14 protein-coding genes are annotated in these 10,790 nt (G+C 57.7%); all 14 read right to left on the bottom strand.

Translation table 11 applies throughout. From position 1 onward, the window contains the following. The coding region (locus Q0526_RS03615; RefSeq protein WP_298730929.1) for a hypothetical protein at positions 1–387 on the bottom strand (387 nt) is incomplete at its 3' end. Between the two features lie 406 nt (positions 388–793). Continuing rightward, positions 794–1,771 (bottom strand): hypothetical protein, encoded by a 978-nt coding sequence (locus Q0526_RS03610; RefSeq protein ID WP_298730927.1) that lies wholly within the window; start codon positions 1,769–1,771, stop codon positions 794–796. Continuing rightward, entirely contained in the window at positions 1,768–2,859 is a 1,092-nt protein-coding gene (locus Q0526_RS03605; RefSeq protein ID WP_298730926.1) for a hypothetical protein, read from the bottom strand. The genes Q0526_RS03610 and Q0526_RS03605 overlap by 4 nt, the downstream gene beginning before the upstream one ends. Further along, on the bottom strand, positions 2,852–3,724 hold the full coding sequence (locus Q0526_RS03600) for a phage tail domain-containing protein (protein WP_298730924.1): 873 nt from the start codon (positions 3,722–3,724) through the stop codon (positions 2,852–2,854). Before Q0526_RS03600 ends, Q0526_RS03605 begins: the two co-directional genes overlap by 8 nt. Positions 3,725–3,735: 11 nt before the next feature. Beyond that, positions 3,736–6,804, bottom strand: coding sequence for a tape measure protein (locus tag Q0526_RS03595; RefSeq protein WP_298730922.1), 3,069 nt, complete (start codon positions 6,802–6,804; stop codon positions 3,736–3,738). Continuing rightward, positions 6,794–7,417: a bacteriophage Gp15 family protein gene (locus Q0526_RS03590; RefSeq protein ID WP_298730921.1), complete on the bottom strand. Its 624-nt coding sequence runs from the start codon at positions 7,415–7,417 to the stop codon at positions 6,794–6,796. The genes Q0526_RS03595 and Q0526_RS03590 overlap by 11 nt, the downstream gene beginning before the upstream one ends. Beyond that, positions 7,414–7,800 (bottom strand): DUF6673 family protein, encoded by a 387-nt coding sequence (locus tag Q0526_RS03585; RefSeq protein ID WP_298730920.1) that lies wholly within the window; start codon positions 7,798–7,800, stop codon positions 7,414–7,416. The genes Q0526_RS03590 and Q0526_RS03585 overlap by 4 nt, the downstream gene beginning before the upstream one ends. Before the next feature lie 100 nt (positions 7,801–7,900). Beyond that, the gene (locus Q0526_RS03580) at positions 7,901–8,503 is read right to left on the bottom strand and encodes a hypothetical protein (protein WP_298730919.1); all 603 of its coding nucleotides are present in this window, start codon (positions 8,501–8,503) and stop codon (positions 7,901–7,903) included. Then, on the bottom strand, positions 8,500–8,751 hold the full coding sequence (locus Q0526_RS03575; RefSeq protein ID WP_298730918.1) for a hypothetical protein: 252 nt from the start codon (positions 8,749–8,751) through the stop codon (positions 8,500–8,502). Before Q0526_RS03575 ends, Q0526_RS03580 begins: the two co-directional genes overlap by 4 nt. Before the next feature lie 144 nt (positions 8,752–8,895). Beyond that, positions 8,896–9,318 (bottom strand): minor capsid protein, encoded by a 423-nt coding sequence (locus Q0526_RS03570; protein WP_298730917.1) that lies wholly within the window; start codon positions 9,316–9,318, stop codon positions 8,896–8,898. After that, positions 9,318–9,674, bottom strand: a complete 357-nt coding sequence (locus tag Q0526_RS03565) for a DUF6751 family protein (RefSeq protein WP_298730914.1) — start codon at positions 9,672–9,674, stop codon at positions 9,318–9,320. The genes Q0526_RS03570 and Q0526_RS03565 overlap by 1 nt, the downstream gene beginning before the upstream one ends. After that, positions 9,661–10,047 (bottom strand): hypothetical protein, encoded by a 387-nt coding sequence (locus Q0526_RS03560; RefSeq protein ID WP_298730912.1) that lies wholly within the window; start codon positions 10,045–10,047, stop codon positions 9,661–9,663. The genes Q0526_RS03565 and Q0526_RS03560 overlap by 14 nt, the downstream gene beginning before the upstream one ends. A gap of 14 nt (positions 10,048–10,061) precedes the next feature. Then, positions 10,062–10,463, bottom strand: a complete 402-nt coding sequence (locus tag Q0526_RS03555; protein WP_298730910.1) for a hypothetical protein — start codon at positions 10,461–10,463, stop codon at positions 10,062–10,064. Positions 10,464–10,476: 13 nt separating this feature from the next. Further along, positions 10,477–10,790 (bottom strand): carboxypeptidase regulatory-like domain-containing protein (locus Q0526_RS03550; protein WP_366522027.1); only part of this gene is annotated, 314 nt, incomplete at its 5' end.

Here is a 10,790-nt window from a genome sequence, read left to right as displayed (position 1 = left end):
CAGTGTACATTCACTAACGTCTACATTTTCTGTGTAGTAGATGCGATCCATCCAAGATGTAAAATGCCAGCTGTCGCTTGTAACGTCAGAAGATGGAATTGAAAACAGTGTCATACCCTTTTCAAGGTATTTACATTTGTGATCCTCACTTCCTTTTTCCGGAACATAGGAAAGTCGCCATTGCTGACTACTACCGTAATGCAGACTCAGGAACCCCACAGTAATTGAATCGCCCGTGGTAGTTTTACTTTCGACTACCGCCCCATTTTCTACCAAATCCAGCCGAACTTCGATATGGCTATTATCGACGTCCAGCGTTTTTAATCGGATGAAGCGCTTGATCTCTTTCTTTGTATTTCCTCTTGCGCTACGCGGTGCCTCTCCCATTACACAACACCACCTTTCGCGGTGTTGTGCAAAGTGTACAAGGCTACGCTACAACCTCGGGGGGGGGGTAAATAATCGACTAATCGTCATTTTTTACAAACCTCCACTTGCTATTCGATGTTTCCAAACGTGATTCTAAATGTTCCACCTGTACATGATGTATAGGGGGTTCCGGTTAGTTTAAGAGTACCCGACTGATTATCGTACGATGTAATCTCCGTCGGACCATAGAGCCCATGCTCGGCGTGTGTGCGCATTGTAAGCGACAAAATCGAGAAATTCTTGGCCGTCAATTTCTCATACCCGTCCACGTCATTAAACGAGAACTGATAGGTGCCAGACGGTGTGCGCTCTATGTCGACAACTTTTGTGCTTGCGCCTCTTGCCGATTTCGGTGCATATCCCATCACATCACCCCCGGTCTGATGGCCCACCGCACGGGGATATCGGCCGTGGGTTTTTCTACCACCAGCGTGGTGACCGTGTCGGCGCCACTGGTGGTGTATCCGCCATCTATGATCGACAGTGCCTCATCCAGTACCTCATCGGTAGAGACAACACCGGTGGGCAGGTAGGAGGCAGTTGTTACAAAGACACTGTCTGCAGTGACGGCCGGCGCATCGTTATCGTCTGGTACCAGCTGTACGGTCTGCGTCCAGTTGTAGCCCCGGCCCTTGGCGTCCTCGTCTGCCTCAGTCCAACCGTCCAGCAGGTAGGTGGCGGTATACAGGGGAGCACAGGCGGCGATGGCGGCAAAAATGTCCTTGTTTTTTCCCTGCGGGTCATAGGTCGCCCGCAGCATGGCTGCTGTCCCAGCGTTGATCTGCGAGAGCTCTTGCTCCAGCTTAGTAAAAAATGCATCGGCTGCTGCCTGCATCACGCTGGTGTCGATGGCGTCGATGGTGTCCCGCATCAGGCCGCAGTAGGTTGGATCCAGCCGCAGATCCACGATGTGGTCGGCCTCGATCTTGGTGGCACCTACCGGGCGGGTGATACGATACAAGAACGTTTCGTCATAGTCGGCATTCCGGCGCATCTCCGGCAGAGCAGGAGATTGCGCCGCCAAACCAGTACGTACATAGAGTCCGGCCTGATTGTTGTTTTTGTCGTAGCCCAGCACGATGGCATCCCAGCGGGGATAGACGCCGTCCGCATCCTCAAACTGCAGGACCGTGTCGTTTTTGGTGTATGGGAAAGCCGCCCAGAATTCATCCGGGTGGATGCACCCTAGACCCTTGGAAAGGGTCACCGTGTTATCGCCGTTGGTAGTCGCAGAAAAACTATCCGCCGTGAGCAGCCCGCGGCTGCGCGCAGCATAGGCGGCCCCGAGATCCACACTGGTATACAGTTTGGCATCCAGCGGCCAGCATTGAAGTTCGGTCAAATGGTATCGCCTCCCAGCGTGATGTTATCAAATACAGGTTGCACAGAGCGCCCGGTCTGTTCGTAGATCAGCTTAACGCTGCTGACTCTTGCGCTGGCAGTAAGCCCCAGCTCCGGCACCCGCAGAGGGACGATGTCCCCTAGCTCGTATTCCTTACCATAGCACAGCAGTTTGTCTGTAGCGGTGGCCTTCAGGGTCAGGCCTCCCAGATGGTCCAAAAGAGCTGCTGTGGCATAGTTGGTCAGTGCGGTTTTGTACTCGGTCTCGGAGTAGGTTGCCTCCTCGGTGGAACCGTCCGCTTTTTGGATGGTGTACCGGTGCGTGACGCTGGAGCCATCCACCCACAGCTCGTGCCGGTCGGTGCCGGCGGAAGTCGTGTCGCCGACTTCCAGAAACAGTTGCTTCCAGTTGTCCTGCTCGGTGGGTTTTTCGCCGCCGCAAAGAATTACATTGGCGTAGTCGCTTCCATCGTCATCCAGAGCGGGGGAGGATAGGTTTCGCATGCGGGTACCAAAGAATCCGTGGTAGTTCTCGCTGCCTTGCCGGCTGCGGTCGGTTCCCTGATACAGTTCCAGCGTTTCGGCGGCGGTGAGCTTGTCAAACCGAACCCGCACGCCGAAACCGCCTGCCTTGGCCAACTGTACGATGGCGCTGCAGCAGTCTGTCCACTCCACCGTTTCCTCGCAGGGAGCGGTAAAAGCAGCGCTTTCCGGCACGGTGATGGGCAGGCCGCGCAGATTGGTGCGGCAGACCTCCAGGAGGCCCGCTGTGGCATCGGTGATGGTCCGGCTGCCCTTGGCTACCCGCTGCTTGAACCGGCACAGGCTGAACTGCCCGCGCACCGTCATTTTGTCGGTCTCAGTGTTTACTGCGGTGATAACCGCAGCAAGATGCGGTGTGTCTGGATTGTACAGGGTAGCCCACTTGATGAGCCTTGTCCGGTTCTTTTCGCTAGGAGCACATACCAGCTTGAATTCGCCCACATCATTCCAGGCGGGCATCCATTGCAGGCTGGTGATGCTCTCGACCAGTCCGATCCGATCTGTGCCGTGGTAGATGTAGAGCTTTACAATGGCTTCCTCAGACACCGCTTGCCACCCCCTTGGGCGCCGTGATGGTCGCCGTCATATTTTCCCGCCCTTCGTCGGCCGTCAGACGCAGTACGTTGTCTCCGGGGGACAGTGTCATCCACCAGTCGGTGTCGATATCCATCCATCGGAATCCATCCTGCGCAGTACCGTCCGCAGCGTAGTAGGTACAGCCCCGGTCGTTCTCTGCGGTGGAGATTACTGCCCGTTCTCCGGCCTGCATCTCTTTGTTGAGGCGGATAAAGGTACGCTTTCCATTGTGCCACAGCATGGGGTTGAGCACCTTGGCCCGGGCCTGCAAAGTCAACGTGAAGTCGGTCTCGGTGTTGCCGGTGTTGGCCACGGTGGTGTACAGGTCCTGCTTATACTGGCTGATGTACCAGCTGCCGGAGGTGGATACCGGTGTGGGAAACCATGTGGGCTGCAGACCGCCCAGCATGGTGGTGAGGCTTTCTTCGGTACGCCAGTAGGGATAGGGACACTTGAGCTTGAACTGGAAATGCAGCAGCCCGGGCTCTCCATCTACTTCAGGGAGGCGCTGCGCCTCTCCGTCCAGATACCAGCGTTCCGTACCCAAAATCTTTGTCCATCGAATCGGTACCCCTGGCACAATCAATCTGTTGATCAGTCTTTCATTGGCGTCGTAATCGCCTAGAATGTCTCCGGTAACAGTGATACTTTTACTGCCAACAGACCGTGTATTGATGGTCTTGCCGATCTGACCAGTAGCTTGGCTCTCTTTGAAGGAAATGTCCAGCCCGTTTTCCCCTGAAATGGAGGTAACCCAAAAATCGCTGGCTGGGGAAAAGTAGATGCTCTGTTGGGTGTCCATATTGGTGCAGAGATATTCGGGAATCGTCTGCATTGGGTACCTCCTTACGGGATCTTCCACCGCATGCGTTCGGCCATGGCTTCGGTCTCATCCGTAAGTTCGGCTTCGCTCAGGCTGTCATGGGTATTGAAGGTGTTGGTCATATTGATAACGGTCTGTGCCATGGGGAGAGAACTGGTAGACCCAGCAGAAATGGCAAGCGGCACAGCAATGCGGCTTTGGTTAGCGGCTACAGCATCTCTCATAGTGGTTATGATCTGCGATGGGTTCAAATGTCCCGCAGTTACAGATTTCATCATGGCAATCACAGCAGAAGAGGCTTTGTCTTCGACCAGTGGAGTCCCCTCCTCAAGGCCGATCGCCCACCCCTTCATCATGTTCATGCCGATCAGGTCTCTCATCACGCGAGACGGGGAATTGATTTCAGCTTCTGCCCGCGCCGCTGCAATCGCATCTCGCACGGTCTGAACTATGGCATTGATTACTGCAGAACGACCGGCAATAACACCCGCCACAATACCGTTGTCCATCTGTCTGCCAATTTCCTGACCACCGGAAAGTGCCTTTGGCTTTGCAGACGTGACCGCACTGTTGATCATTTGGATGGTGGCATCGGTCAAGGCGGTGTTGTTGGTGACGCCCTCAGCCATTGTGGTTACCATCTGACTTCCTGAGTTCGTTACTTCGGGCAGACCGAAAGCTGTGGAAAATGCCTTGGCCGACGCTTCTCCTCCGGCACGCCAGGTTTCGCTCAGCTGTTGCAGCTGTTCATCGGTAGCCGTGACCAATTCAGCTACAGTAGCAGCTGATTCCGGTCCGGCATCCCTTAGCTCCTGCAGGAGCCCCTGATCCAGACCTCGTTCTGCGAGAGTCTTCAGGTTGTCAGCCCAAGTAGATACCGCTTCTGTGTTGGCCTGCATGTTTTCGATCATCTGCTGTGTGGTCAGTTCACTCTCAGTCTCGATGGTGTCAAACATGTTGGTCGCAGCCTCGGTGTAGCTCTGCAGAGCCTCCTTGCGGCGCTCCATTTCGGCCTCTTCCGCTTCAGCGGCAGCCTGAGTGGCCTCCTGCTGGGCTTGTGCGTTACTGATTACTGTCTGTGCGGTGGCAGTATCCAGTGCAGCCATCTCAGTATTGATGGCTGCCCGTTTGTCTGCCAGCTCCTGCTCCTGAGCAGAATAGGCTGCCAGTGTTTCAGAAGATTGTTGCATCAGTTCGTTATATTCGGACTGAGACATCATCTTCTGTTCAAGTTGGGTGGCCCATTCGCTTTGTTGGGCTTCCAACTCTGCAGTATTCTGGCGAATGGTGGATTCTTCCTCCAACAGTTCGTTGTACCGCTCCTGTAGGGCAGCAGCTTCCTCCATTGTCTGCTGGGCCCCGATGTATGCCTGAAGCTGCTCCGTATTCATAGATAACAGGTCGGCTTCCTCGTCGTAACTCAGGCACAGGTCTGCGTACTGATCATTAAGTTCCTCGACAAGATCGCTCATCCGCTGTTTCTGGCTGGCGGACTTGTTTTCTATGGAAGAAAGATCTCCGAGCTCTTTCGCCAACTCGCCTGCGGCGTCTGCACTGGCCCGGATAGATTTGATGTTATCCTTGGAGGCCTTGGCGTTGCTTTCCTCGCTGGTGGCCAGATCTTCCTGAGCACTGGCTAAATTGTCAAGGATACCGGATTGTTCCTCAAAGGCATCAGACTCGGCTGTGACGGCGTTGTACACCGCTACGGCGCCTGCAGAGATCGCTCCGAAGGCCAGCACGGCCAAACCAACAGGACCGAGCAGTACATTGAATGCGGTACTCAGCGCTGTGGTGGCTGCCGTAAGAAGTCCACTTGCCACAGTGGCCAGTCCCATTCCGGTGGTCATCCCACCCAAAGCAAAAGTTTTGGCAGTGATAACGCCGTTGGCTGCCATCTCCGTCAAGATTTGCTTCTCCGTGGCAGCGGTACCCAGTTTCGCGACGGCTGCCGCGCGGGCTTCTGCGGCGGCTTTTGCATTCAATGTGGGGGTAAGCAGATGTCCGGTAGCATTGGCTACCTGCATGGCGGCAGATGCGGCCTCCTGAGCAGTGGAGAAAGCTTTAACTGCCTGATTGGCTCCATAGGCAACAGTCAGCGCCCCCAGTGAGGCAACAAGAATATCCGAATGGGAGGCCACCAGCTCAATGGCTGGTGCAGCCAGATCCATAGAATTTTCGATAACGTCACCCGTCGTTTCGATGACGTTTTGGATGCTTTCAAACTTAGTCCTGGAGAGGCCTTTGTCCAAGGCTTCTACCATAGTTGTGGTGCCGCGCACCATAGCCGTCCCCATGTTGGTCCATGCCGTTTTGATGCCAACACTGGAGGTCTGAGCCAATTCAGCAAAGCCGCCTACACCACTGTTCAGCTGGATAAGACGATTGTTGAACTGGCTGAAGGTGATATCGCCTTCTTTCAGTGCATTGTACAGGTCTGTCTGAGCACTTTCTCCCACAAAGCCAAAACTCTCAGCTACCTTGTTGAGGCCCAAACCCATGGTTTCCTGCAGGGTTTTCCATTCCTCCATCTCGAATTTGCCACGGCTCAGGGCCTGTACATATTGTTCAAGCCCGCGGGCGGCTCCATCACTGGAACTACCCGACGCCAAAAAGGCATTGTTCAAGGCCAGTGTGGTGTCCACCGCTCCGTCCAGATTCCCCGTCAGCACTGTAAGGCGCTGCGATGTAGATACAACACTGTCAAGCGTGGTCGGAAGGCCTTGAATCCCGCTGGAGAGTTTCTGTACCGCTGCCTGCGCTTCTTCCGCACCGTATCCCATCTGCTGGAGCATCATGGGGAAGCGGTTCATGGTATCGTATCGGTTGATAGCCGAATCCAGCGAAGCCGTGACGGCGTCTACGCCCTTTTGGATGATCTTGAGGGCCCCGCCACCTTTGACGATATCCGACAGACGGCTGGCGCTGCTGCTGGTCTGATCCAGTTTTTCGGGCACTTTACTAAGTCCGTCAGCAGCAGCCTCCGCGCCCTTGCGGATGGTTTCAAATTGTTTGTTGATATCACCCGTACCGTCGGAAAATCCGCTGGTATCTACCGCAGTATCAAAGCTGATCGAACCATCATACGCCATGCAACCGCCTCCTTTCCATTTCGGCCTCAGCTTCTGCGTATCTGCGTTTGATCCGCTCGGCCAAACTCTCCACCTTCTGCGGGCGCACCACAGCCTTGGCAGGGAGAGCTACCTGTTTCTGTAGCGCCTTATAGTGTTCCTGCATCTTTTTGTCTTTGACCTTGCTCACATCCATGGCGCGCAGCTGCATCCGCTGGGCCATGGCCGTGCTGTCCGGCAGGTTTTCCAGCAGAGCCAGAAACGCCCACCAGTGCAGGTAAGAGATTTCCGTCAGGTCGATCTGGTACGCCTGTCGGAATGCGGCGTAGATGCAGGATGCGTCATACGTGAGATCGTAGGCGCGCACAGCCTTTTTCCCACTCTGTTGCGTGCCTTCCGAAGGCATGGCCTTTCCACGGCTGTAAAACCATTGCAACCGGTCCACGGCGCGTTCAAAACCATCTGGCGGCAGTTCGTCAAACAGCTGCGAGACGCCCAGAACGGTCTTTTGTACATCGGTCAGGCCGTCATCGTCGAGGATCTGCTCGAACCTGACCATGTTGCGGTAATCCGGGTAAATCGCAACTCCGTCGATGGTCTCAGGCAGACCATCCTCCAGCAGCAGGCAGGTCATTTCGATGCCTTGCGCCGGGTGGCACGGTTGGGTTTGTAAGCTGCCAGACGCTGTGCATACTGGGCACCCTGATTGGTAATGGCGTCACGCAGGGCATCCATTACGTCCAGCAGGGTGGACAGGCTGGTTTTGGGGCCGAGCAGTGCGTTGCAGGTCCCGTCGCCAAAGGCAGCGTCGATAAAATCGGTCAGCAGCTTGCACTGTGCGGCCAGATAGTCCTGGTATGCCTGCAGCCCCTTCATCGTCGCCATGGCGGCGGGATTGGGGTCGGGCGGTAGTGACGCCGCAGCTTTCTGCATCGCGGCTTCTGCGTCCAGATACCGCTGCATATCAGCGGGGGACGTCACATCGAAGTCGATTTCTTTTCCAAGCACGGTAAGCATTACAATATCCTCCTTGCGAGTGTGCGGCCCGCCGGTACTGCCCCGGCGCGATTGCTATAAGCCACATGAAAAGGCGGACCGTGTGGTCCGCCTTGGAGATTTACTGCTTGGCAGTCTGGGTGGTTTTGGATTCAGCCGCCTTGCTGCTCTGTGCAGGGGCCCCTTCCGTAGAGGTGGCCGCCATTTCCGTTGTCTGGCTGGCCTGCATGGAGGCGGGGCTGTAAGTGTATTCCGTCGGCGTACCCACAGCGGTGAGAGTCGCGCTCCAGGTTGCGTTGCCCCCGGCTTCGCCGCCCTGATCATCTTCCACCGCGATGCTCAGAGAGCCCTGCTCACCCTTGCCCGTCAGCATACACATGTACACATACTTTTTGATCACGGACTGGCCGGTGCCATACTTAATGGCGTGGGCCAGCAGCGCTTCCTGAAAGGGGTCTGCCGCCATTCGGTCACCCGCTACCGTAAAGGTACGCTTGGTGCCGGTCTTGGTTTCGGTGGTACCGCTGCGCAGGTAGGTGCTCTCGGCGGTGGTGGCCTCCAGTGCACCGCTCTGCTCGGTCACGCCGCCGTCGGCCACGATATAGTCCGCCGGGGTAGACGCTGCGCCGGTAAAGCCAATGGCCAGCACCATGTCGCCAGCGGTGACTATACCCTCGAATTCGGCGTTCGGCGTCACACCGTTCATCAGTTCAGACAGTTTCATCTTCTTGTTCCTTTCTCGTAGTAGATCATCCGGCACTGGATCTGGTACCGCCCCACGTCGGGGGCGGCGGTCATCAGGTAGCCGGTGCTCTGTGCCTCAATGCTCTGTACGGTGCGCCCCGGCCCCAGGTCGGGGAAGTTCCGTTTCCGGGTCTGTTCCTCGAACCAGGCGGACAGCTGCTCGTACAGGGTGCTGTTTGCAAGGTTTTGCAGAATGTCGGCGCCATAGTCCGCCACGCTGCGCAACACGAACTCATATTGCCGCAGGCTGCTGCCGCTGTGGTGTCGATGCTGAACGCCACGCTTTTGTCCGGCAGCCAGTCCACCCCCAGCGGATGATCCCCCAGCAGGGGGCAGGTCAGCAGGTAGGTGTGCAGCGCCTCGGCGATGCTGTTATACTCCATGGGCTTTTCCTCCGGCCCGTACGGCCGCCCCGCGCAGGATGTCCGCCTTGTGGTCGATCATGGCGCGCTCGAACCATTTGGCCCCCGCGCTGGGGTGGGCGTTGGTATCAAAGTGGAAGTTCACACCGTAGTAAAGGCGGTGTGCGTAGGGCGCGATGTAGCTGACCTCGCCGGAACCGATCACGGTGCCCAGGTCGCCGGAACGCATGAGCATGCCGGTCTGGAAAGGCACATACGGCCCGCAGTAGCGCAAAACCTCGGAATCCACAAAGCTCTGCACATCCTGAAATTTTGCCGAACGCTGTGTGCCAAACCCGGGATTCCAGGTCAAACGGCAAGAGACCTTGCCGTTCTTGAAATGGAGCTGGACCAGGCTGCCCCGGGGCGTTTCGATTTTGAACCGCTTTGCCATTACTTTCCCTCAATCTTCCAGTGCCAGACGCTGCGCACGCCCCGGCGGTTGTCCTGCACGTGGGTCACCACAAAGCACCGACCATGGTATTTGCCGGTCAGGGCCGCACTGCCGGTGACGGTGTCCGTGACCTCGCCCAGTACCAGGACATCGCCGGGAGCGGCGGTGATCTCGTCGCTTGTGGCGATCCGCACCGTGTAGGCGTCGGCAGTCAGCAGGCCGTTGTCGCTGACGGTGGCAGCCTGGGCGCCGTACCAGCTGGCGGCGGGGTAGACCGTCCGGCTCCATATGTCTGAGCGGCTGGCGGGGTTGTAGGTGCGGTGGTAGAGGGTAACGGTACGGTCACAGCCCCGCATAGTGATCCCCTCCCGCATAGCGCAGCGGATGGCTGCGCGGCAGGTACAGATCCACCGCAGCCGCCATCTCGGCTTTCTGCCCGGCGGCAAGGTCAGCCGCGGCGCCCGCGTAGGTCTCACTGTAGCCGTCGTTGGTGAAGCCGGACAAGCCGGGCTTGCGCTCGGCCTGCGCGGCTTGGTAGCGGCAGGCGGCTTCGGCCGCGGCGCAGGCGGCCATGCGGACGTCGTCATCCACAGGCCAGCCGCGCCGCAGCCTGCCGAAAGTTGCCAGGTCCAGGTAAGCATCTGCCGCGCGGTAGGCTGCCGGCCACTGGGCTTCCTGGATCAGGGTGCCGCAGTAGGTCCCCGTATAGTAGGCATAATCCGCATACATATCCAACCCGCCTTTCAGTTATTGGCCACGATGCCGGCCGCCCGCAGGGCTGCCAGCAAGGTGTCAAACTCGGCCTTCGTAGGGGTTTCGCCGGCGGCATCTGCCACGGCCGCCGCCTGTTTAACGAGTCCGGCCGTGGCCGTCGTGGCGTTGCCCGGGGCCGCGGGCAGGTCGGTGATCTGACTGGCCGTGTGGGTGTGGGCCGTGGGGGCCTTGCCGTTCAGCGCGTCGCCGGTGGCTTTGGCGTCAGCAGCCTGCCCGCTCTTGGACAGTGTGCTGTCAATAACGACCGTCGAACCGCCGCCCTCCGGCCAGTTATCGGCCAGTTCCTGCACTACGGCCCCAATGGAACCGCCGGAGGCGGTCTTACTGGTGACTTTGTTGTACAGGGCTTTCAGCGCGTTCAGGATAGTCATAGGGCGAACCTCCTTAACCGCCAGTCTTTACCAGCGTGATGGTGGGGGACTGCGCGCCGCTGCTGATGGTCACGGTGCCGGTCTGCTTGCGGTAGCCGTCGGCAGTCACCTTGTAGGGGTACTCGCCGTTGCGCAGGTTGAACACAGCCTGCCCGCTGGAATCGGTGCGCAGGATGGAGCCGTTGAGGTCGATCTGCGCGCCCTCGATGTTGCCGCTGGAATCCTTGACCGTGAATGTGGAGGTGTAGGTGGTGGCAGGCGTGCCGGGTTCGATGTAAGCGAACGGCACCAGCGTGCGGTGCTCGTTCAGGCGAGTGGCGGGGGTGG

The sequence above is a fragment of the uncultured Subdoligranulum sp. genome, from assembly GCF_937890665.1.
The sequence above is the reverse complement of the archived record's forward strand: the minus strand, read 5'-3'. Positions and strand labels throughout refer to the sequence as shown.

What these genes read in the sequence shown, in the direction of transcription:
- Q0526_RS03600 (WP_298730924.1), bottom strand. Translation starts at nt 3,724, where the DNA reads ATGCAGACGATTCCCGAATATCTCTGCACCAATATGGACACCCAACAG.
- Q0526_RS03595 (WP_298730922.1), bottom strand. Translation starts at nt 6,804, where the DNA reads ATGGCGTATGATGGTTCGATCAGCTTTGATACTGCGGTAGATACCAGC.
- Q0526_RS03590 (WP_298730921.1), bottom strand. Translation starts at nt 7,417, where the DNA reads ATGACCTGCCTGCTGCTGGAGGATGGTCTGCCTGAGACCATCGACGGA.
- Q0526_RS03585 (WP_298730920.1), bottom strand. Translation starts at nt 7,800, where the DNA reads ATGCTTACCGTGCTTGGAAAAGAAATCGACTTCGATGTGACGTCCCCC.
- Q0526_RS03580 (WP_298730919.1), bottom strand. Translation starts at nt 8,503, where the DNA reads ATGAAACTGTCTGAACTGATGAACGGTGTGACGCCGAACGCCGAATTC.
- Q0526_RS03570 (WP_298730917.1), bottom strand. Translation starts at nt 9,318, where the DNA reads ATGGCAAAGCGGTTCAAAATCGAAACGCCCCGGGGCAGCCTGGTCCAG.
- Q0526_RS03565 (WP_298730914.1), bottom strand. Translation starts at nt 9,674, where the DNA reads ATGCGGGGCTGTGACCGTACCGTTACCCTCTACCACCGCACCTACAAC.
- Q0526_RS03560 (WP_298730912.1), bottom strand. Translation starts at nt 10,047, where the DNA reads ATGTATGCGGATTATGCCTACTATACGGGGACCTACTGCGGCACCCTG.
- Q0526_RS03555 (WP_298730910.1), bottom strand. Translation starts at nt 10,463, where the DNA reads ATGACTATCCTGAACGCGCTGAAAGCCCTGTACAACAAAGTCACCAGT.